18 protein-coding genes are annotated in these 21984 nt (G+C 66.9%); 15 read left to right on the top strand and 3 right to left on the bottom strand.

The features are described from left to right. The first annotated feature begins 6 nt into the window (after nt 1-6). From JZ791_RS26045 to JZ791_RS25995, 11 genes are all read left to right on the top strand, one after another. On the top strand, nt 7-1491 hold the full coding sequence (locus tag JZ791_RS26045; RefSeq protein ID WP_216897860.1) for a PE family protein: 1485 nt from the start codon (nt 7-9) through the stop codon (nt 1489-1491). Continuing rightward, entirely contained in the window at nt 1488-1856 is a 369-nt protein-coding gene (locus tag JZ791_RS26040; protein WP_308163097.1) for a YbaB/EbfC family nucleoid-associated protein, read from the top strand. The genes JZ791_RS26045 and JZ791_RS26040 overlap by 4 nt, the downstream gene beginning before the upstream one ends. Next, nucleotides 1853-2554, top strand: a complete 702-nt coding sequence (locus tag JZ791_RS26035; RefSeq protein ID WP_254206311.1) for a hypothetical protein — start codon at nt 1853-1855, stop codon at nt 2552-2554. The genes JZ791_RS26040 and JZ791_RS26035 overlap by 4 nt, the downstream gene beginning before the upstream one ends. Next, the gene (locus JZ791_RS26030) at nt 2554-2901 is read left to right on the top strand and encodes a hypothetical protein (protein WP_216897859.1); all 348 of its coding nucleotides are present in this window, start codon (nt 2554-2556) and stop codon (nt 2899-2901) included. The genes JZ791_RS26035 and JZ791_RS26030 overlap by 1 nt, the downstream gene beginning before the upstream one ends. Before the next feature lie 33 nt (nt 2902-2934). Next, a complete protein-coding gene (locus JZ791_RS26025; protein WP_216897858.1) occupies nt 2935-3249 on the top strand; it encodes a hypothetical protein in 315 nt (104 codons plus the stop codon). A gap of 6 nt (nt 3250-3255) precedes the next feature. Next, entirely contained in the window at nt 3256-5187 is a 1932-nt protein-coding gene (locus tag JZ791_RS26020; protein WP_216897857.1) for a hypothetical protein, read from the top strand. 150 nt (nt 5188-5337) lie between these two features. Next, complete coding sequence (locus JZ791_RS26015) at nt 5338-7227, top strand: type VII secretion target (protein WP_216897856.1); 1890 nt, start codon at nt 5338-5340, stop codon at nt 7225-7227. 7 nt (nt 7228-7234) lie between these two features. Then, entirely contained in the window at nt 7235-7576 is a 342-nt protein-coding gene (locus JZ791_RS26010; protein ID WP_216897855.1) for a YbaB/EbfC family nucleoid-associated protein, read from the top strand. Nucleotides 7577-7634: 58 nt separating this feature from the next. Continuing rightward, nucleotides 7635-7976, top strand: coding sequence for a hypothetical protein (locus tag JZ791_RS26005; RefSeq protein WP_216897854.1), 342 nt, complete (start codon nt 7635-7637; stop codon nt 7974-7976). A 40-nt stretch (nt 7977-8016) separates the two neighbouring features. Further along, nucleotides 8017-8355 carry a hypothetical protein gene (locus JZ791_RS26000; RefSeq protein ID WP_216897853.1) on the top strand — a complete coding sequence of 113 codons (339 nt, stop codon included), beginning with the start codon at nt 8017-8019 and terminating at the stop codon, nt 8353-8355. A gap of 56 nt (nt 8356-8411) precedes the next feature. Continuing rightward, nucleotides 8412-10622: a hypothetical protein gene (locus tag JZ791_RS25995; protein ID WP_216897852.1), complete on the top strand. Its 2211-nt coding sequence runs from the start codon at nt 8412-8414 to the stop codon at nt 10620-10622. A gap of 50 nt (nt 10623-10672) precedes the next feature. Here the strand turns inward: JZ791_RS25995 and JZ791_RS25990 are convergent, their stop codons facing one another. After that, nucleotides 10673-11542 carry a hypothetical protein gene (locus JZ791_RS25990; RefSeq protein ID WP_216897851.1) on the bottom strand — a complete coding sequence of 290 codons (870 nt, stop codon included), beginning with the start codon at nt 11540-11542 and terminating at the stop codon, nt 10673-10675. 420 nt (nt 11543-11962) lie between these two features. On the opposite strand from JZ791_RS25990, the gene JZ791_RS46295 reads away from it, so the two are divergent. Next, a complete protein-coding gene (locus tag JZ791_RS46295; RefSeq protein WP_305802084.1) occupies nt 11963-12772 on the top strand; it encodes a C40 family peptidase in 810 nt (269 codons plus the stop codon). Nucleotides 12773-13045: 273 nt separating this feature from the next. On the opposite strand, the gene JZ791_RS25980 is transcribed toward JZ791_RS46295, so the two are convergent. Both JZ791_RS25980 and JZ791_RS25975 read right to left on the bottom strand, forming a co-directional pair. Beyond that, entirely contained in the window at nt 13046-15838 is a 2793-nt protein-coding gene (locus tag JZ791_RS25980) for a helix-turn-helix transcriptional regulator (RefSeq protein ID WP_216897849.1), read from the bottom strand. Between the two features lie 147 nt (nt 15839-15985). Further along, nucleotides 15986-16219 carry a hypothetical protein gene (locus tag JZ791_RS25975; RefSeq protein WP_216897848.1) on the bottom strand — a complete coding sequence of 78 codons (234 nt, stop codon included), beginning with the start codon at nt 16217-16219 and terminating at the stop codon, nt 15986-15988. 370 nt (nt 16220-16589) lie between these two features. On the opposite strand from JZ791_RS25975, the gene eccA reads away from it, so the two are divergent. The 3 genes from eccA to eccCa form a co-directional block, all read left to right on the top strand. Continuing rightward, complete coding sequence (eccA, locus tag JZ791_RS25970) at nt 16590-18344, top strand: type VII secretion AAA-ATPase EccA (protein WP_216897847.1); 1755 nt, start codon at nt 16590-16592, stop codon at nt 18342-18344. 6 nt (nt 18345-18350) lie between these two features. Next, nucleotides 18351-19901, top strand: a complete 1551-nt coding sequence (gene eccB, locus JZ791_RS25965; RefSeq protein ID WP_216897846.1) for a type VII secretion protein EccB — start codon at nt 18351-18353, stop codon at nt 19899-19901. Next, nucleotides 19898-21984: type VII secretion protein EccCa (eccCa, locus tag JZ791_RS25960; RefSeq protein WP_216897845.1), on the top strand; the 2087-nt coding region annotated here is incomplete at its 3' end. The genes eccB and eccCa, both read left to right, overlap by 4 nt.

Genomic DNA, 21984 nt, shown 5'->3' with positions numbered 1-21984 from the left:
AACGCTATGCCGTTGAATGTCGACCCGGCGGAACTGATCTCGTCGGCTCAGCAACTCGCCGAGACAGCGCGTGGCACCGCGGCCGCGCTGCCCGGCAGCTGGGTGGTGCCCGCGGGCGCGGATCCTGTTTCCGCACAGGCGGTCCCGGCCCTCAACGCGCAGGCACAGGCGCTGTTCAATCAGACCAGCGCCGTACTGCGGGGTGTGCACGCCACGGCCGGCGAGATCGGCGCATCGGCGGCGGGTTACTCCGCCGCCGATGCCGAGGGTGGCGCCATGGTGAACGGGGCGGGCAGCGATGTGCTCACGAATCCCATTGCGTCCGCGGAGAATTTCGGCCCGCGCACGGCGCCCGTGTACACGTTTCCGGATACCGGCGCCTCGATCGATCCGCTGACCTTCGCCGAGGGGCTGCATTCGGGTCCCGGCACCGGCCTGGCGAGCGGATTCGCCGACGACGTGCGGCAATACCTCGGCGGTGCGCATACCGACGCCACGGGCACGGTCACCGATACCGCGCAGACCATGCAGAATTGGACACCGGTCGGGACCCGGGCCGCTACGGTCCTGACCGGGCACGCGAGCAACCTGGACAGTCTGGGTTCCGGAATGCGGTCACTGGTCGATGGTGTCGATACCTACAGCGGCGCATTCCAAACGGCCAAGGCCACGCATCCGACCCCGCAGGAGATCATCGCCACCCGTCAGGAGTTGCTCGGTGCGATGCGATCCAAGAACGAGGTCGCAATGGCGGCCGCGCTGGCGAAATACCAGGAGCAGAATGCCCGGTCGGCGGCGACGATCAGTAGTTACGCCTCGACGGTGGGCGCCAAAACCGGCACGAGCGCCGCGACCTCGAGCGCGGCGACCTCCGCCGCCACCTCGAATTCGAGCACCGGCTCCGGTTCCAGCGATCTCAGCAGTCTGGCGTCGATGCTCCCGCTGATGAGCATGATGGGCGCACAGGGACTTTCGTCGCAGAACTCGAAAATCGGCGATTCGACCGACAACGCCCTGTCCTCGGATGGTGGGAGCGGCGATGATTCCTCTCTCCCCGATATCGGCTCGGACATCGATACGGCACTGGCCCCGATGAGCAGCAGCATCGGCGATGCCACCTCGGCTGTCCAGAATGTCGCGCTGGGTGCGATGCCCATGGTCGCCGCCGCGTCGAGCCTGAATGCCGCGTCCCTGCCCGAGGCGGCGGTAAGCGACGCGCTGGGCCCCGCCGCGGCGATGGATGCCCAGGCCGCCGAGGCCGGGCGAGCCGGCTCCGGCATGCCCTATATGCCGATGATGCCCGGCGGCGGTGCGGGTATGGGTGCGGGAGCCGGCGGCGCCGAACGTAGCCGGGTGGTGGCCTGGCATCCCGATCGGCTCATGTACGTCGACGACACCCCGCACACCGAGCAGGTGATCGGCGAGAAGCCGACGATCGCCCCGACCGTGACACCGCCGACTCCGCTCAACCAACCCGGAGGCACCACGTGAACGATATCCATCCCGATGTGCAGGCGGCCCTGGACGCCGCTCGCGAATTGCGGCATCGGATCGCCGACCTACGCGAGCGGATCGACGCCATCCGGGCACGCCGGCCGTCGCCGAGCGGTCTGGTCGTGCCCGAGATCGACGCGATGGGCCGGTTGACCTCCCTGTATCTGGCGCCGGGCACCTGCGACCGGTTCGACAACGTGGAACTGGTCGCCGAGATCATGGGCGCCATCCGCGACAGCACCGCGGACGCTGCCCGCCAGTACAAGACGATCATGGACAGTGACCCCTGGGTCGATACCGAGCCGGATGCCCAGCCCGAGCAGGAGCTGGAATCGGCCGTCGCCTCGCCCGAGGCGTCATGACCGAGTCCCTGGAAGCCGAGGTCACCGCGGCGGACGCGGTGCGGTGGCTGCACGAGGAGGGGCTCATCCGGCTGGCCTCGGTGGGCGGGCGTATCCCGGACCCCATCGTCGCGTACACGATCGATATCGGCACCGGTACCGTATCCGCCCATCCGGCAACGGGTGTCGGGCTCGGCTCCGATGTGGTGACGCTGTCTGCCGACGATCTCCCGGGTCCGATCGGCACGCCGAAACGGCTTGTGGTCGTCGGTATTACGTCTGCCGATGCGGTACTCGTGGTGGACCTCGCCGTCGCGGACCGTATTTCGATCAACGGTGAGCGTCCCGAGACCGCCGCGCGCGCGTGGGTGATGCAGTTGCTGCTGAACTCCGAGGTCACGATAACCACCAACAGCGCGGATCTGGCAATCGCCGAGAGTCCGCGCTGCCGGCACGGATTCATCCCCGGGGCGGGCGCGACGATCGTCACGATCGACGACAAGCGGCCGCCCGTCACCACGGTCACCGTGGACTCGTCGAACGACGGCCCCGATCATCTGGACATCGCCACCGGTGGCGTCGGCGAAATGTATCTGGGCGCGCGGTTCTGGCAGCTGCGCCAGATCATGAGGGTCGAGGACGGCGCGTGGGAGGCGCTGGCGCAGCGGCTGGCCGCCGAGGACGACCCGAATCCGAATCCCGAGACGGAGACCAGCTGATGACAGACGTGACACCCGAGGAGCCCAGCCGCGTCGAGCAACCGGACTGGCGCACCATGACCTACGAGGTCTTCAACCCGGACCATACCGTCGGTGCGGCCTGCGATCGCGACGGTGAGATCATCGGCCTGCACATCACCGACGAGGCTCGCGAGAACGGCGACAGCTGGCTGGCCGAGGAGATCGTGCGGCTGGCCCGGCTTGTGCACTTGAAATCACGCGTCGGGCTGCGGGCCGAAATGGAACACAAGGGCACCCGTCCCTACACCATCGACGCATTCGATCTGCCGACCGAGAACTCCTATCGGGCCATCGAGCGGGCCGAGTTCGGCGGGACAGGCGCCTGAATCCGCCGCTGCGCGCACGCCGGAAGGAACAGCGTGGACGTCCACGATATCGATGATCCCGAAGAGGTGATCGCGGCGGCCGGTCGCTACCGCCTCGCCGCCTCCGCCGTCACCGACCGCGTGGAAGGGACGTTGCGGGAGCTTGTCCTGCCTCGTCGGGCGGAGTCGGTGCTCGATCGAGCACTGGCGGCCAGACTGCACTGGGTCTGCGCGGCGCTGTCTCGCCGCGTGGATGGGCATGTGGCGCGGGTCGATACGAGCATCCGGTTCGCGGTCACGGCCGTGCGGGCACTCGAGGACGCGGATCGGACGGGCGCCGGGCATATTCGCGGGTCCGGGCCGGGCTGAGCCGCCGTGCAGCCGCAGAGCATCTACTGGACGGCCATCGTCGGTGACAACTGGCCGGTAATCGGTCCGGCGGAGTGGGGCGCGCTGGAGGCGGTCGTGCGCGACGGCTCGGGCGCGCTCGACGTGGACGGTCTCGAGCAGGCCCGCAGGGATTTCGAGAGCCGGGTGAGAGCCAGCCAGTCCCTGCAACTGATCAAGGACGATATGCTTGTCCAGCAAGGGAATTCGCGAGATCTGGCGAATATGCTCACGGCCGCCGCGGAACTGTTGCGGGACTTCGCCGAGCTGGCTCACCGGACGCGCAATCAGATTCTCGATGTCGTGGATCGGGCGACCGACAGTATCACTCGGATACACCCGGGGCTCGTAGCCGAGCCGAGAGCTGTCCAGGCGTATCGCATCGTCGCCGCCGCGCGGGACGAGGTCGCCGATGTGGTGTCGAGCGCACTGCACGTGGCCGATGTGCCCTGGTCGCGGGCACAGGCCGAGATCGCCGAACCCCTGGGGTCGACCGCCCCGGCGCCATCGTCGCTGGCCGGCGACTCGCCGGACAGTCGGGCTCCCATGACGACCGACGAACCCGGAGATTCGGCGGCGGCAGTGCCCGTCGACTCCCCGGACACGTCGGAGTATGCGGACGCGACAGCCGATTCCGATCCGTTCCTCTGGCCGATGGCGTTCGCGCCCCAGGAGGAGCCGCCCATGACGGCCGGGACCCGGTCCGGACCGGATCAGCGGCCGGAGGTATCCGCAGGACGGGAGGAAGCGGCGAGCAACGGTGAGGCCGATCATTCGGCGCGCAGTGACCCGGCAGCGGATGCTCGGTCCGCTGTGCGCGCACCCGACGAAGACCGGGTGTCATCCGGACCCGCCGTCGTGCACAACGCCGAGAAGGAGCACAGCAGCGCCGAGATGATCCGTACCGTCGTCGGCGGTGCGATGGCCGCGGCGGCCACCCCGGCCTTCGAGGTGGGCGGCGTTCGGGTCGACGGTGATCTGATGCTCGCCCGCACGATCCTCGGCGGGATCCTGTCCGCGGTCGAATCATCATGGTCCGGAGTGGGATACGCGGTGTCGGTGATGCGGCACCCGGGTGGTGTGCGGGCGTTCGTGGCCTCGAACGAGGGGCGCGGCTGGTTGCCGCCCGGACTGTATCTGCCGCGTGCTACCTCGACCCCCGCGCGGTGGGCCGCGGCAAATTATGCCGCGTGGGAAGGGATTTCGGATCCGGCGCGGGTGCTGGCCGAATTCGGGCTGGCGTGGGGAGCACAATCCGGGGCGCGGTTGTCGGCACTGGTGTCCTCACAACGGATCGAGCCGGATATGCGCCGGCAGTTGGGTGAGATTCCGATGGAGGGTCGGGTGGCCGCGTCGTCGGCCATGCCGCTGACCGCGCCCGGTCCAGGACTGGTGGACCGGCTGGGACTGGTCGGATCGCCGCGGCTGGTGGACCGCGTCGAACGGGTGCCCGCACATCTGATCGGTGCAAGTTGTGTCGAGCTGGCGTGGGACGCGCACGACCGGGTCGGGCAGCTCGCATCGAGCAGTGCGGAGACATTGGGTGTCCCCGCCTTGCGCGAGCGAGTGCTCACCGCCGTTCGCGGCGGGCGCGAGGCGCCCGCGCAGTGGTGGGACGAGCTGCGCGACATCGACGATCTGCTGGCGGCTACGATCCTCGCGCGCCGCGCCGACGTGTCCGGTGTTCCGTTGGGGGAATTGCGATCCTCGCGCTCCAACCCGGAGCTGACCGCGCTGCGTGCGATGGTGTTCCAGCGGCGCTGCGATGAATTGACGCTGATGCTGGCATTGCCACTGGACCGGCAACTGCTGCGCGACGCGATCTATGCCCACGGCCAGATCGTCGACCACCCTGTGCTGACCACCGCACCCCCCGTATCCACGGCATTTCCAGCCGACCCGGCTCGAGCACCGGCATAGGGCCGACCACCTGCTCGGGTGTCCGGGCGCGTTCGCACGGGCCGAATTGGTGTGAGTTCACAACGGGCACTGCCGAATCGCGGTCGAATCCCCAGCCCTGGGAAGCGAGGAAAATGAGGGGACTGGTGGGTGGAAAGGATCTGATTCAGCATGCCGGACAGCTTGGATGTCGACCTGCAATTGCTGTATGACCTTGCCAACCAGCATGATCAGGTCGCCGACGATACCCGCACCTGGGCGCAGCCTCCCACGGAATGGCTGGCGAGCTTCCCCGACACCTACGGCAAGATCGCACATCCGGTACATCAGGCGCTGAATCGTTATTACGACGCACGCCAGCGGGCAGGCGAAGCGCTCGCGGACGGGCACAACAAGACCGCGGCGGCACTGCGTGCCTCCGCGGAGGCGTTCGAGCAGGCCGACCAAGCCGGTGCGACGCATATCGGGCGGGCCGGTGACCAGTTCGGCGGGCATCCCGGGTACTCCGGTGGCCCATCGTCGGGGCCGATGGCGCCGGCTGGGCATGGCGGGGGACCGGCGGCGGCGCATACCGCAGCACCTGTCGGCATCCCACCCGGGGGTGGCCCACATGCTGGTGGGCCGTCGACCACGTCGACACCGGAAGGCCCGCTGGGGCAGATACCGGGAGGCGACGGGGGCGGTCCAGATTCGCAAGGCCCCGGAGGTTTCGGTGTGGTGCCACCTGCACTGACCGGATCCGGCACCGTGCCCAGCTCCGGATTCGGCACGTCGCCGCTCGGCGGATTCGGCGGGTTCGGTGGTCCGGGTGGCGGCCCGGGTGGCGGTCAGGGGCCCACCCCGCTAGGACCGGAAGGTCCGATACCGATCCTCGTGCCGACGCCGTTCGCCGCGGCGGTCCATGCCGTGCGGAAGCGAGAGAACGATCCCGCCGTCGTGAACGGCGTCACCGACGACGACCTGCTGATCGCGCGGACACTGCTGGGTGCGGTGCTGGCAACCGTGGACTCCTCGGTCGCGGGCACGGCCTGGGCGGTGTCGGTGATGCGCGGACCTGCCGGGGTGGGCGTGTTCATCACCTCCAATGAGGGCCGCGGCTGGTTGCCGCCCGCGGTGTTCCTGCCCCGGGAGGTGTCCACACCGTGGTTGTGGGACGAGGTGCTCGATCCCGACGGGACCGGTGCCGGATCGCCGTGGGAGGGCGTATCGGATCCCGCGCGTGTACTGGTCGAGTTCGGCTTGGCCTGGGGCCCGCCGGCCGGTGCGAAGCTCTCGGCCCTGGCCTCGTCGGGGCCGATCGATGCGGGCCTGCGGGCCCAGTTGAGCGATGTGCCCATGCAGGGGCTCGTCGGTCCGTCCTTCGACGTCGATCTGCGGGTCTTCACTCCCGACACGGCCGATCGGCTCGGGCTCACCGGATCGAAGCCGGCGTTGGAACAGGTTGCGGCCGTGCCCGATTCGGCGGTGCGCTCGCGATGCATCGAACTCGCCACCGATGCCGACGCACAGGTGACCCGGTCCGTCGCGGCCACACCGGACGTGGCCGCGGCACGCCGGCTGCGCGAGGCGATCCTGACCGCGGTCCAGTCCGGGCGCCCGGTGCCTCGCACGCTGTGGGACGACCTGCGCGACGCGGACGACCTGCTCGCGGCATCCCTGCTGACTCGCCGGGTCGACGTCGGACGGGTCGAGGTGGGCGCGTTGCGCCTCGACGACGAGGCCGGCGCGCTGCGCGCCCTGGCGTTCGAAAGACGCTGCAACGAGCTGGTACTGGCGCTGGCCGCCGACGATTCCACGCGGCAGAGCCTGCGGGACGCGGTGTACGCACACGAGCAGATCGTGGGTCATCCGCAGTTCGTCGCGGCTCCGGTTGCCGTGTCGGCGCCGGAGGTCGAGCGCGTTGCGCGTCCGGCCGCTGCCGGTGGCGTGGACTTCGTCCGGCCGGTGACCGCCGGACCACCGTCCGGTGCGACTGCCGGACCACCGAACGGCGCGATCGCTCCCCCGATCGAGCAGCCGCCGACTCTCGGGGTCCCCGGTATAATGCCTGAAACACGCTGAGCGCGGCATGGCGATTCATCCCGAAACCCAAGCGGCACTGGACAACGCGACCGCCATAAGACACAAAATCGACGATATGTTCGAGCGAATCGGTCAAATCCGTGCCCGGCGACCTTCGCCCAACAACTGGGTGATTCCCGAGGTCGACGGCGCCGGGCGGCTCACCGATCTCTATATCGCGCAGGGCACGATAGCGCGGCTGTCCGATGAGCAACTGGCCGCGGAGATCATGGCCGCGATCCGCGAGAGCACCGCCGACGCCAAGCGCCACCAGTCGATGGTGATCGAGGAGACCGTTGTCGACGACATCCTTGGGTCCGGTCCGCCGCAAGACGAGTCGGACGTATGAGACGCGGTGATGATCGCGTGGCCAGATGGGCCGAGGACGCGATTGGCGGGAATTGGCGATGACCGACCTATTCCTATCGGGCAGTGAGGAACTCGGGACAGCCTCGCCGCAGCCACCGACGTTCTACGAGGTTTTCAACCCCGATCATTCGGTGGGGGTGGCCTGTGATCTAGACGGTGAGATTATCGGGCTGCATATCGGTGCAGGGGTTCGCGACAGCACCGACGGCTGGCTGGCCGCGGAGATCCTCTTGCTTGCCCGGCTTGCCTATCAGAAGTCCCTGGTCGGCCGCCGTGCGGAGATGCTCGAGCGGGGGACACCGTCTTATATAGCCGAGGATTTCGGTTTGCCGACTGCGGCTCAATACGCCGCGATGGAGCGGGCGGCATTCGATCAATGATTCCCATGGGCGGGGATGATCGACAATGAGACCGACGGCAGTGGTCGCTGAGAGAGGACTTGTCACCATGGCTGACAATACTGATGTCGACCCGGATGCTCTACGCACCGTCGGTGATGCTTGCTACGGCAAGGCCGCGGACTGTCGGAAGATCGCCGAGCCGAACCCTGAATTCGATCTGTCCGGATTCGGTAACGGTGCTCATACGTTCACCTCGTGGGCGAACGAATATGTCTACAACCATCGAAAGGTTGGATGGCACGGGGTCGCGGAAAAATACCAGGGTATGGGCGATACCCACCATGTGAACGCACCTGATTTCGAGTCCGCCGACGCCGACGGTGGAACCCAGGCCACGCGGAGCGGGGATGAATTCTGACGTGGCACACGGCACGGTGATGGGCGCCGAGCGCCCTGTCGAAGGGCGATCGATCCATGGGTGACGGTAAACCGCCGGTAAATCCGGCATACCCCAAGGATTCGCACTACCGGGGCTCCACGCTGAAGTCGGGTATGGACCCGATGCAAAACGGCGACTACCTGCTGTCGCCGGACGGTCAGTACCGGCTGCAGCTGGAAAACGGCCAACTCGTCGAGTATGGACCGGATGGGCAGAAGACGTGGTCCAAGGACGTTACCCAGGATGATGTCGGTACCGAAGCCGGTGTCTCCTCCAGCAATACCGAAGATCCGAATACTACCCTCAGCATCAACAGTGATAATAAACTTCAAAATAACCAGGGCCAAGGGTCGTGGATAACTCTAGGTCACACTCGCTACAATCATAGCTGGGGCACTACCGACTACACGCTGCAGAATGACGGAAATTTTGTCGGAAAACAAAGCGACGGAACCGTAAATGACTCTACGGGCTATACTGATAAAACTCCGTACCTCAATGAAACAATAGTGGCCCCAGAAGGTGCCGCGGATCCACTGAAGAGCTTTATCGGCGGAATTAACGCGGACGTCATCCTGCCTCTGGCCAAGCATTTCGGATCGGGTAAGGTGGAATTGAAGTTCACCGAGGAGACCGGAATTTCCAATGCGCCGTCCTGGGTGGGGAAGGATCTGGATAATACCAGCGCCGCTACCGGTACCGGTGCGGCGCACGACGCGTGGCAGAGTGCACTGAATTACGTTACCGGCCATGAGCAGATTTGGCAGAACAATGACGACGATCTGAAGACCCGGCTAAAAAACCTGCAACAAGAGCGCGCCGCCGATGTTAAGGGTGCCGACGGAGTGATCGCAGATTGTAACCAAAGATTGCAATCGCTGGTTGTCCACGGCGGGAAGGCGGATTCGATCAAGGACGTAGCGTCTGCTTATTCTGCCGTCAATGCGGCGATCAGCGGGGTCTCGTACTGGGTGGGTAAGTACGTGGATTTCGGCAACAATCTGGCTCCGAATAATGCTATTTGGCCGGACGGCAGTACCGGCAAGCACGACACGAAAGCGTCCGGCTCCGGCAGCGGGTCCGGCAGCAGTAGCGGGTCCGGGAAAACCAGTTCGAACGGTTCCGGGACGAGTTCGTCAACCTACTGGTACGACAAGGGAAAAGCGGCTGCGACCGGTAGCACTGGCACTGGCACTGGCACTGGCACTGGCACTGGCACTGGCACTGGCACTGGCACTGGCAGTGAGGGCGCGGCCGCCAATGCCGACTACAGCACACCGGCTGCTTCGACCGCTGCCTCTGCGGACTATTCGTCGCTGTTCGGCGACGCGGTGGACGGAGCCACCAGCGGGAGCGGTTCGAGTTTGGTGTCCAGCTCCTACGGAAGTAACTATGGCAGCTCCTATGGCGCCACCGCGAGTACGAGTTCGGACTCTGAAATCTCCTCTCTGCTCAGCCAGTTGGAGAGCGAAGTGGCGAACGGTAACTCGTCGAACAACTCGTCGAATAACAACAACAATAGTCTGGCTCAGATACTCCCGTACATACTGGGCAAGGCGCTCGATCCCAGCAATGGGCAGGGCAACGACAGCAACGCCAATTCCGGTGATACCAATCAGAATTCGAATGCATCGTCGACACAGGACGCGTCTGCGGCGCAGAGTCAGCCCGCAGCCGCGCAAAGTCAGCCCGGAACGGCCGCCCCGGCGGCCGTGACCGCTCCCGACGCGGGCACTGCCCCCGCGACGACGGGTGCGAACCATTTGGTGAGCGTATCTCTGGACGGTGAGACCCAAAAGCTTCCGTCCGTGGTGGCGGATGCGATCAACAAGGAATTGAACAATCCGAACGGCAGCAACGCGATCGACGCGTACTCCGGCACGCCGGGGGAGAATACGACCGGGCAGCCGTGGCAGCAGATCGATGACCTGTCCAAGCTGCAGACCGGTGACGTCGTGCAGTGGCAGGATCGCAGTTCCCTGGTGGTCCACGACGACAAGGGATTGCACATGATCGTCGATGGTCAGATCGTCCCGCTCACCCAGGACACCACACAGTCCCCGCCGCAGGACGCCTATGGCGCGTACGGCGATTTCAAGGGCTTCTACCATCCGTCCGGCGCCGATCTGAACAGTTCGACGAACACGTCGCCGGTCGAGACCGCGGTCGCGAATCCGCCCGCTGTCACCAGCACACAGACGGCGTCGGCGAATCCGCCCCCCATCACTCCGCCGAAGCAGGGCTGAGACCGCGAAGGCACTCGCCGTCCGTTGGGACGGCGAGTGCCTTCGCGGTCTCAGCCCTGCGGAGTGGATTGATTCTGCGGAGTGGATTGATTCTGGGTGGCGGTGGTCGAGGAGTTCGCCGTGGCAGGCTGTCCCGAGTTCGTCGGGACGGTGGCGACGGCCGGCTGGACGAGGCTGGCCGGCGCGCCGACGGCGGCCTGGGCATTGCCGGCCTTTTGAGCGGCGCCCGTCTGTTGAGCGTTGCCCGTCTGTTGGGCGGTACCCGCCCCGGCCGGTCCTTGATTTTGCTTGGGTAGGTCCTTGAGCAACTGCGGTGCGAGCTGTATCAGCGGCATCGCCAGCATCGGGAGTATCTCGAGCAGCGAGGACAGATCCGAGCCGCCACTGCTGCTTCCAGTGCTGGTCGTGCCGGTGCTGGTACCGGTGCCGGTGGAACCGGAACCATAGCCGTTTCCGCTGCCGGCACCATAACTGGAGCCGGAACCGGAGTTACCGGCCAGGCTCTGATTGGCCTCGTAGACCGATGTGACCCGGGCATTGACGATATCCACCGCATCACCGATCTGCTGCATGAGGGCAGTGTTCTCCGCCGCCGTCAACGTGCCTGTGATGGAGTTGAATTCGGATTGCAGATCGTCGACGACCGTCTCGATGTACTGCAGGGTGGTATCGGTGGATGCGGAGACGGTGATGGAGGTCTGTGCCACCTGATTATCGGTCGAGAGCAGAGAGGTTTGCCTGCTCTCGATTTCCGAGAGGATCGTCTGGTAACTGGAGTTCGCAGAGCCCGAACCGAGATCCTGATAGGTCACCGTCTGCAGCAGATCGTCCATGTTCGGGGGGAGTTCGCCCGCGCCCCTGCCGAGCAGGTCGACCGCGGTCTGAATGGCGTCTTGACCCATCGTCACGAACTGCTGCAACGCCGCCGACGCTCCGGAGGGAGCTTTCAGCGTGACGGTCCAATAGTGCTGGCCGACACCGTTGCTGCTGTCCGACGTCGCAGATGCCATGCCCTGGGTACCGCCTCCCTAGCGTTTCCCTCATTGTCCGATCTTCCCGAAGCTGGGAAGGAATAACCGAGATGACGGCATCATCCCACAATTGGGAACAGCCGATGAATTCCGCGCGGCACAATGGAATGGACATTCGACCGAACGACTGGAAAACGCCCGATGACGTTGCCGCTGACCGATAGCCTGCCCGGGGTGCTCGCGTCGCTGCTCGGTTTATATGGAGCAGGCCAGCCTGCGGCCGGTCGGGCTTCTTCCGCACGAACCATTGCCGACACCGTGGGCGCAGTAATAGGTCCCGCGGTGAATGGATATACGAATACCCGGGGTATGCAGGCGGCAGTGGCGGAATCGCATGCGGGCAAGGACCACGTGGTACTCGAAGCGGTCGCCGATTCCGGCACGGGTACGGTGACCGGCCGCAGCAGGCTGACCGATCAGATCGCCGATTTCCAGACCCGTGTGCAGGCCATTGCCGCCGTCCGCGACACCCGGTTCGGTGGCGCGGCGCTGCTCGACGCGGCACAGAATGCGATCACGAATGCGTCCCGCCAGGTGGACGCCGATATCTTGGCGGCCCGTGAACAGGCCGCCAAGATCATGCCCCCCTCTGTCGCCGCGCCGTCCAGAAACGGTAAATCCACGTCGTCGACCGGAAACGGTAGAACCACGTCGGCCAAGCGCCGTCGCCGCAGTAGCAGAGGTCGCCGGCACAGCGGTGCGAAGACGCGGTTGCGCACCCCGATATCGTCCGATGGCACCGCGGGCGGCAATGCCGTGAGTGTGGCGAGCGCCTGGGTCGGCACGCCCTACGTGTGGGGTGGCGGCGGCGAGGGCGGCCCGAGCGACGGCGGATTCGACTGTTCCGGGCTGACCCAATATGCGATCGCGCAGGCCAGCCATGGCCGGGTGATCCTGCCCCGGACCACATATCAACAGATCTACAGCGGCGTGCGGGTGCCTATACAAGACGTGCGGCCGGGGGATCTGGTCTTCCCGGCAAGTTCGTTCAGCGCGCGCGGGCCCGAACATGTTCAGCTCGCGGCTGGTAATGGGATGGTGATCGAGGCGCCGCACTCCGGGGCCACGGTGACGATGTCGCGAATGCCGAGCCAGGCGGTGGTCGTGCGAGTGCTGTAGTGGTGGCAATGGGTGGTGCGTCGGAGGGGGCCGGCGATGGTGGTCGGTCGCTGCCCCGTCCGAGCGGTGGTCCGGCCGAGAGCCGACCGGTGCTTTAGCAGGGCCGACCGGTGAGGGGGAGCGGCCGACCGCTGCGATCGAAGTTCGGCGACCGGGGCCGACCGCAGGATCGGCCCCGGATTCACCCTAGTGGGATCGGTAGGTGAGGACTAACGATCCGAAAATAATGTACACCTATATGACGGCACGGTCAATATCGGTTCGTTACCTTGGTTACCGGCTGCCGTACGCTACGGCGACCTGGAGCCGCGACTGCAGGTCGAGCTTGGCGAGAATGTTCGATACATGGGTCTGAACCGTCCGGTGCGACAGGCACAGCCGGCCCGCGATATCGGTGTTGGAGCGCCCCTGCGCGACCAGCTCCACCACCTTGTTCTCGGTGGGAGTGAGTGCGCCCCAACCACTTTTCGGGCGCTTGCGCACCCGCACGCGCCGAATGCCGTGCTCGCGCAGCAGCGCCTCGGCGCGGGCGATGTCACGCTGCGCGCCCAGCTCGGAGTACAGCTCGATCGCCGCGTCCACCGCCGAGCGGGCCTCGGTGTTACGCCCGGCGCGCGCGAGCAGCAACGCCCGGCTTTCCCATGCGGTCGCCTCGAACAGGGGCCGTCCGGCGGCACGAAACTGCTGGGCCGAGGCGGTGATGGCATCCGGATCATCGGCAGCCAGGCCCCGGCACAGCGCCGCGGTGGCGCGCCTGCCGACCGTCGGGCCGAGCGCCAGCATCGCCTCGGCCGCGGCGCTCACCTCCGCCGCGGCCGCTCGATCGCCGGCTCGCGCGGCCAGGCGAGCCAGGTCGGGATAGATGTAGTGCAGCGTCGAATTGGCCAGTCCGCGTGCGAAACTGCGAGACGCGTCTGCCAGCGTGTCCGCCGCCTCGGTCAGCTTTCCTTGGGCTTCCAGCAGCAGGGCGTCGACCCACGAGTCGAAGTGCAGGTAGGTCAGGCTGCCGGTCCTGTCGTCGCGAGCGGGCGGAGTCCATTCGGGAACCTCGGTGCTGCGGTGCACGGCGATGAGCGCGGTCAGGCTCTCGGTGACCACGCCGTGGCCGAAGATATCGGGAAGCCCTCGGCGAGCGGCGATTTCAGCGAGTGCGTCGTCCCAGCGACCGGCCAGGAAGAACAACCGGGCCCGCGAGACGAGGTGCAGCCCACGGTTCATCGGCGCGTGGGTGATCGCCTGGTTCAGTATCTCCTCGGCCTCGTCCAGCCGGTCGGACTCGATCAGTGAATGTGCCGGCAGCACATAGGGATCCAATTGATCGCCTAACTGTGTGCCCCGGCGCTCGCATTGCCGGTGCGCGTCGGCCAGCCGGTCGGCGAGCGTCAGCGCCTCGTCGAGACGGCCCTGGGTGTAGCGAAGTCCGCCGAGGGCGTTGCACCCCAACCCGATCGATAACGGGTCGTCGGTGGCCGTTCCCGCCTCGATGGCTCGGCGGGCGCTTCGCTCGGCGTCGTCGAACCTTTCGCTGAACAGATAGATCGCCCCCAGAAACGCGTGGTATTTCGCCTCTTCCGCGAGTGTCATACGGGGATCGGAGAGTGCGATCTCGACTGCCCCGGCCGCTTCGGCCAGATGACCCTGGCCGTAGTGAGCCAGGATCAGCGTCCAGCGGATGAGTTTGGCTGTCGGTGAGTTCTCCTCAGATTGCTCGGAAAGGGCTTGGTGGGCAAGGGTTTCCGCATCAGCTGCTCGCCCGGCCCAGAGCAGGCCGCGCAGATGGAGCAGTTGTAGTGTGGTCCGCTGGACACCGCGATCGGTATCGGCCGTTGCCCTCTCGAACAGTTCGATCGCCAGTTCGGGCGCGCGTGAGATCAGCGCGAATCCCCTGGCCAGTAGCCACTGCATCGACCGATCGTCGAGCGGATCGCCGGCCGACAGTAGGTAGTGCGCGATGCGTTCGGCGGGCGCCTGTTTCGAGATCATGACATGGGCGGCTCGGGTCGCCAGCTCGGCGCGGGCGCCCGGCGGCAGCCGATCGGCGAGGACCTGGCGAATCAGCTCGTGCCGGAAGACGAGTTCGGCGCTCGTGCGGTCCAGCAGTTCGGCATCGACGGCGGCGGCCACGGCGTTCCAGACATCCAGGATCGATGACTCGACCACCTCCGCGAGGAATACCGCGTCGATCTCACCACCGAGCGCCGCCGCGACATTCAGCACCCGCTGGACCGGCGCAGGCAGGACCTCGAGCCGCTTGACGATCGCATCGGTCAGGGAGGCGGGCAGCGGCGGACGCGGGCCGGTCGGCGGATCGTCGGCGCCGCCGGACCGCCGGAGGGTCTCGGCCATCTCGATGGCATACAGCGGATTACCGCCCGCGGCCGCCAGTTCCGAGCGCAGTGCGGGCTCGACCGTCACTCCGGCCGTGCGTGCGACCAGTGCGGCGATATCGCCCTCGGCGAGCGGAGCCAGGTGCAGCGACTTCATCCGCTTGGCGGTCAGCTGGTACAGCAGCGCTGACAATGCGTCCGACCGCGGCAGCGGGCGCATCGCGAGCACGATCAGCAGCGGCAGATCGGCGGTCGACTCGGCGAGCCGGTCCAGCGCGAGGAGACTGGACGCGTCGGCCCAGTGCGTGTCGTCGAGGATCACCGCCACCGGCCCCCGGGTGCACCACTCGTCGGCCAGTGCCAGCAGTGCGTCGATGACGGCGACTTCGTGATCGAACGCGCTGTCCCCGGATGCGCCCTGGCCCTGCAGCAGTTCGAGTACTCGCGTGATCGAGGGGTCGTCGCCACGCAGACAGGTAGCGATCGCGGCGAATGGGACGGTGCTGTCCTGCGGCCGTGCCGTGCCACGTAACAGGCGCAGCCCGCGGGCGGCGAATTCCCTTTCGGCCGCTCGCAGGAGCGCCGTCTTGCCGATTCCCGGTTCGCCCTCCACGACGAGGACTCCGCCGCGGTCCGATGCGACGCGCTCGGCCAGTTCGGCGAATCGACCGGCTTCGGCATCGCGCCCCACGAGGACGCCCGCGCCGGTCGGCGGGACAGTGGTAGACAGGTCGGCCATCGGCGCTCATCATAGGTTTTGCCGGGCCCCTGGGACAGCCCGCCCCGCGCTCGGCCTTCCCGGCTCTGGCAAGGCGGGTGCGGCGGACCGATGTGGGAACATGTCGGCACAGTTCGCCTATGTCCAGTGGCGCCGTGGTCGTCGGTGCTACGAACCGAACCCCGGGGTGGCCATGGAAGTCCCGTACGAGGCCGCGGTCGCGGCCGCCGTGCCGGGCGTCGGAATGGGTGCTGCCGAGAGCGATTCCGCGACCTCCAGCCCGTGGTCGCAGGCCGCGGGTACGCCCGTGCGGAGTGCGACGCCGTGGCGAACACACCGTCGCAGGGCCACTCGCCCCGCGGCCGCGCCCTCGGTCACCGCCGAGCCGGTGCGGTCCGCCACGCCATGGTCGGCCGCGCCGATAGCTGATCACCAGAAGTCCGAACATCGGGTGTTCGCTCCGACTTATGCCGGACCGGTTCCGCACCAGCGAATTTCACCCCCCGATGCGGTGGGCGCAGAGCAGCCGACCCGTCGCAGGATCGCCTCCGCGCCGGCTGGGCCGCCTCGGCGCGGGGCATCGCCGAGGGTGATCGCGCCGTCGACCGGTAGCGGAAACCCGATGCTGTCTCCCGGTCGCGGCCATCAGTGACGAAGTAGCGAAACGCCACCGCAACCCAGCTTTCCCAATGTTGGGAATAGTCCGGATCGTCGCGCGATCGCGAGTGTCTATCGTTCGCTGTAGACGAGTTCGGTGGAAGGGAAGTCCGAGTTGTCAGCGGCGGAGGACGCGTTCTACACAGGTGTGCAAAGTCTCGGATTGGTAGTTGGTGGCCCGCGTAACGAACAGCAGGCGCTGGCGGCGTTCCGGGCGGCCACCGATCTGGATCCGAATATGTGTGATGCCTGGCTGGGGCGGGCCATGGCCGGGGAGGTCACCGAAGAGGTGATCTACGGTGCCTACCGTTCGGTGCACAATCTTTATCGCGATCAGCAGCGCGCGGGGCTTGTCGATCGCTCGCTGTGGTGCCAGGTCGAAGTCGGGATGTACGGGCTGCGCGTGGCCATGGCCGATCGGGATCAGATCGCCATCGCACAGGCGTGCGCCTACGCGGCGGGCGGTGAATGGCAGGAGGCCGTGGCGATTCTCGATCAGGTGCCGCGCGACGACGTGGCCGACTTCGTGCGCCTGTCACTGTATTTCCGCACCGAACGGTGGCACGACGTGGTCGCCGCACGGGCCGACAAGCCCATCCTGGAAGATGGCCTGCTCGATATCGCCGCCGAGCTGATGGCCGCGGAATCCCTGGCCCATCTGGGACGATTCGGCGAATCGCTGCCGCGGACCCAGCGTGTAGTGGAAGACAGCGCCGCGGGCAGCCTGTCCTACATCTGGGCCGATGCGCACTTCCTGTTGGGAATGCTGTTGCGCAACAACGGCGAGCACGAGGCCTCGGACCGGGTGCTGAAGGGTCTGCAGGGCTCGGCGCTGTGGCCCCAGCGCGAACGATGGCAGCAGGCGCTGCGGGACAAGACCTATCGGCTCGAGGTCACCACCGAGGAACTGCTGGCCACCCGCACCGATCAGTGGAATCCCGCGACCGGGAAGGATCCCGCCGAGGCCGCGGCCAAGGCCGCCACGGCCGAGCGCGAGGGCCTGCTGACCGAGGCGTCGGAACTGCTGCAGGGACAGATCGGGATGGATTCGGTCAAGGAACAGGTCGACCGGCTCAAATCCGGTGTGCTGATGGACCGGGTGCGCGCCCAGCGCGGGCTCGCGGTGGAATCGCGCTCCCAACATCTGATCTTCTCCGGCCCGCCCGGCACGGGTAAGACGACCATCGCCCGGGTGATCGCCAAGATCTTCGCGGGCTTGGGCGTGGTCGAGAATCCCGATGTGGTCGAGGCGTCCCGGAACGATATGGTCGGCACCCACCTCGGTCACACCGCGCCCAAGACCAACGCGCTGATCGATTCGGCGCTGGGCGGCGTGCTGTTCATCGACGAGGCGTACACCCTGATCCAGGAGGGCCTGTCCGGCGGCGACGCATTCGGCAAGGAAGCGGTGGACACACTCCTGGCCCGGATGGAAAACGACCGCGACAAACTGGTCGTGATCATCGCCGGCTACGAGGACCAGATCGATCGGTTCCTGACCTCCAACGAGGGCCTGTCCTCACGTTTCACCAAACGAATTCGCTTCGCCAGTTATACCGGCGACGAACTGGTGCGGATCGCCGATCACATTGCGCACAAGAAAGATTCGATCCTGTCCGGCGAGGCGCGCGAGGCGCTGCAACTGCGCTGCGAGGAACTGGCGGCGCAGAGCCGCGACGGCCGCAGGCTGATCGATTTGGCAGGCAACGGCCGCTTCGTGCGCAACGTGGTCGAGGCCGCCGAGGCCGAGCGCGACTATCGCTTCACACGCGACAGTCTCGACGTGCTGGCGATGAGTGACGAGGAACTGATGACCATAGACGGCACCGACATCACTCGCGCGCTCGCGGGTCTTGCGCCGGCGAGGTAAACACCGGTGGCGCGCTTCCGGGTGGTGACCCGGTACCAGATCTCGGGATGGCGGTTCCTGTTCCGCCGCATCGAGCACGCGTTGGTGCGCCGGGACGCCTCGATGATCGACGATCCGCAGCGGGGCCGCTCGACCGCGCTGTCGGTCGGCATCGCCCTGGCCTGCGTGGTCATCCTGGGCTCGGCCGTGCTGGCGTTCTTCAAACCGGCGAAGCAGGTGGCGCAGGCGAAGATCGTCGCGGAGAAGGACACCGGCGCGCTGTTCGTGCATCTGGGCGATCGGCTGTACCCGGCATTGAACCTGACCTCCGCGCGCCTGATCGTCGGGTCGCCGGACAATCCGGTACCGGTCTCGGACGACGAACTGTCGAAATATCCGCGCGGGCCGCTGGTCGGCATACCGGGAGCGCCCGGCAGCATTGTCGACTCCGGACCTCGCGATTCGGAGTGGACGGTCTGCGATACCGAGCGGACGGGCGCCCAGGCGCCGGTCAACCAGGCGGGGCTGCCGACGACGGCCGAACGCCCGGTGTGGACCACCCTGATCGGCGGGCCGCTGAGCGTCGATGGCGATACCGACCGCGGTCTCGCCGCTGGTGAGGCCAGGCTGATGCGCAGCGGCACAACCACCTGGCTGGTCTATCTGGACGGCGCCGACCACATCGTGCGTGCCGCGGTGGATCTCACCGATTCGGCCGTGGTCCTGGCCCTGGGCATCGACTCGAGCGCGCCGGTGATGGTCGCCTCGCCGGGTCTGATCAACGCGATACCCGAGGCGCCGGCGATCACCGTGCCGCAGTTGCCCGGAGCCGGGAGCACGGTGACGCTGTCCTCGGGGATGTCGGCGTCGATCGGATCGGTGTTGACGGTATCGGCGCCGGACCGTCCGCAGCTCTACTACGTGGTCTCCAATTCCGGTGTGGTGCAAGTCAGTCCGGTGCTGGCGACGATGCTCAGCAGCGCCAACTCGCACGGCTCGGTCTCACCGATGATGGTGGGGCCCGACGTCATCGCCGCCAGCCTGCGGCCCGGCACGTGGCCGGGGACGCAGACCTATCCGGAACAACCTGTGCGACTGGTCGATTCCGAACGCTTCACCGTGTCCTGCTACCACTGGTCGCATACGGCGTCCGCGCAGAACGCGGTCACCGACCTGATCGTGGGCAAGCGACTGCCGCTGCCGGAGAACCAGCAGAACAGTCCGGTCTCCCTGGTGACGGCGTCACTGTCGAACGGCACGACCGCCGATGCCGCGTACCTGGCCGGCAGCGTGGGCCGGTTCGTGCAGGTGACGGGGGCGGATCAGCAATCATCCCGGCGCGAGGCGCTGTACTGGGTCTCCGGCAGTGGCGTCCGCTACGGCATAGACGCGACCCTCGGCGGTTCCGCGGGTGATCCGACGCTGGCCGGTCTGGGGTTGCGCACACCGATTCTCGCGCCCTGGAGCATCGTTTCGCTGTTCGCGGTCGGCCCGACCCTGTCGCAGAAGGACTCCCGCCTCGCCCACGACGGCGTCGCGGCGGACAAGGCCGTGGCCGGGCTCGGTGACGGCCAGTGACGAGCACCCGTCGTTTCGTGCGGCCCGCGCGGATGGTGCGCGGGCCCAAGGCGCCCGCGGTCACCGAACTGCGTTTGCAGCCGCCGACCGAATTGCCCCGGCCGGTACCGCCGTCCCGGATCAAGATGATCATGCCGGTCGTGATGATGACCAGCATGATCGGCATGATGGTGATGATGTTCCGCGGCGGCGGTCAGCTCTCACCGACCATGCTGTTCTTTCCGATGATGATGGTGACCTCGGTCATCGGCATGCTGGGCGGCGCGTTCGGCGGCGCCAACGCGGCCGGCCTGAACGAGGAGCGCAAGGACTACCTGCGCAGTATCGCCGACAATCGGAAATCGGTGCGCGCGGCGGAAATCGAGTTGTTCACCTACCTGCGCTACACCCACCCCGGCCCGGCCGAGCTCACCAGGCTGGTGGGCAGTACACGGATGTGGGAGGTGCAGGTCACCAGCCCTCAGTTCCTGCGAGTGCGGATGGGCCGCGGCCGGATCGCCAACCAGGTCCGGGTCATCGTCCCGGAGGCCGCGCCCACCTCCGACCTGGATCCGGTCGGCGTGGTCGAACTGACGCGGTTCGCCAAGGCGTATTCGACGGTGGGCGGCATGCCGATCGCGATCAATCTGCTCTCGGCGCCACAGGTCGGTGTCGACGGCGACCCGGATACCGTGGCCGCGCTGGTGCGCGCCATGATCGCGGAACTGGCGGTGCTGCACGGTCCCGATCAGGTCGCCGTCGCCGCGGTGCTGGCCGATCCCGACTCCCCGCAGTGGTCATGGCTCAAATGGCTTCCGCACGTGCAGCATTCGGCCGAAACCGACGGCATCGGCTCGAGCCGGATGGTGTACCGCACCGTCGCCGAACTGCGGGTGAAGGTGCTGGCCGGACTCAATCGCGGGCCGTTCACCGCGAACGCCGACCCGAGCCTGGACCGCAAACACTATGTGCTGATCGTGGATGTGGGCGGCCCGGCCAGCGATCGCGACATCTCCGGGATCGACGGCTGCACCTGGCTGCGGCTGGGCACGACCGATCAGCCGCTGCCGCGGGCACTGCAGTTCACCGTGGCCGACGACCGGTCGCTGCACGAGGTGACCGCGCGAGGGCTGCGGCGGGTCGGGGTGGCCGACGATATGCCGGTTGCCGCGGCGACCGCACTGGCGCGCACGCTGTCGCCGTACCGGTTGTCGACCGTGGTGGAGGCTGTTGTCGCCGATCAGGCCAGCGTCGGCACCGCGTGGCACGACATGCTGCGCATCGCCGATCCCGGTGTCCTGCGCGTCGAACGGCTGTGGACGCGGCGCCGGGACGCGGACCGGTCGCGGCTCAATATCGTGTTCGGCCACGACCCGGCCGGTGGTCTGGTGCATCTGGACATCAAGGAGTCGGCCGAGGAGGGCATGGGCCCGCACGGCATGTGTATCGGCGCCACCGGGTCGGGCAAGTCGGAATTCCTTCGGACGCTGGTGCTCTCGGCGGTGGCCACGCACTCGCCGGATACGTTGAATCTGTTGCTCGTCGACTTCAAGGGTGGCGCGACGTTTCTCGGATTCGATCGCCTGTCGCACGTGACAGCGGTGGTGACCAACATGGAGGAGGAGGCCGACCTGGTCACCCGCATGGAGGACGTGATCAACGGCGAAATGGGACGGCGGCAACGGATTCTGCGTGATGCGGGCAACTTCGCGAGCGTCGCGGACTACGAGCGGGCCCGCGAGCAGGGCGCGAAACTGGCGCCGCTGCCGACACTGCTGATCATCCTGGACGAATTCGCCGAACTGCTCGAACAGCATCCGAACTTCGCCAAGCTGTTCGTGGCGATCGGGCGGCTGGGCCGGTCGTTGCGGATCCATCTGCTGCTGGCCTCGCAGAAGGTGCCCGCCAACCGGATGGGGGAGCTCGAGGCGCACCTGTCCTACCGGATTGCCCTGCGCACCAACCAGACCAGCGACTCTCGCGACGCGATCGGCACCGCCGACGCCTATCACCTGCCGAAGAAGCCCGGCGCCGGATACCTGCGCGTCGGTTCCGGGGATCTGCAGCGGTTCCAGGCCGCTTACGTCGGCGCGCCGTATACCCC

This window comes from Nocardia alni, assembly GCF_019038435.1.
Classification (GTDB): Bacteria; Actinomycetota; Actinomycetes; order Mycobacteriales; family Mycobacteriaceae; genus Nocardia; species Nocardia alni.
Note: the sequence above shows the minus strand (reverse complement) of the source record. Positions and strands in the feature narration are given on the sequence as shown.

Coding starts and splice junctions, on each gene's coding strand:
- JZ791_RS26045 (WP_216897860.1), top strand. CDS start 7: ATGCCGTTGAATGTCGACCCGGCGGAACTGATCTCGTCGGCTCAGCAA.
- JZ791_RS26035 (WP_254206311.1), top strand. CDS start 1,853: ATGACCGAGTCCCTGGAAGCCGAGGTCACCGCGGCGGACGCGGTGCGG.
- JZ791_RS26005 (WP_216897854.1), top strand. CDS start 7,635: ATGACCGACCTATTCCTATCGGGCAGTGAGGAACTCGGGACAGCCTCG.
- JZ791_RS25980 (WP_216897849.1), bottom strand. CDS start 15,838: ATGGCCGACCTGTCTACCACTGTCCCGCCGACCGGCGCGGGCGTCCTC.
- JZ791_RS46295 (WP_305802084.1), top strand. CDS start 11,963: ATGCAGGCGGCAGTGGCGGAATCGCATGCGGGCAAGGACCACGTGGTA.
- JZ791_RS26030 (WP_216897859.1), top strand. CDS start 2,554: ATGACAGACGTGACACCCGAGGAGCCCAGCCGCGTCGAGCAACCGGAC.
- JZ791_RS25995 (WP_216897852.1), top strand. CDS start 8,412: ATGGGTGACGGTAAACCGCCGGTAAATCCGGCATACCCCAAGGATTCG.
- JZ791_RS26010 (WP_216897855.1), top strand. CDS start 7,235: ATGGCGATTCATCCCGAAACCCAAGCGGCACTGGACAACGCGACCGCC.
- JZ791_RS26015 (WP_216897856.1), top strand. CDS start 5,338: ATGCCGGACAGCTTGGATGTCGACCTGCAATTGCTGTATGACCTTGCC.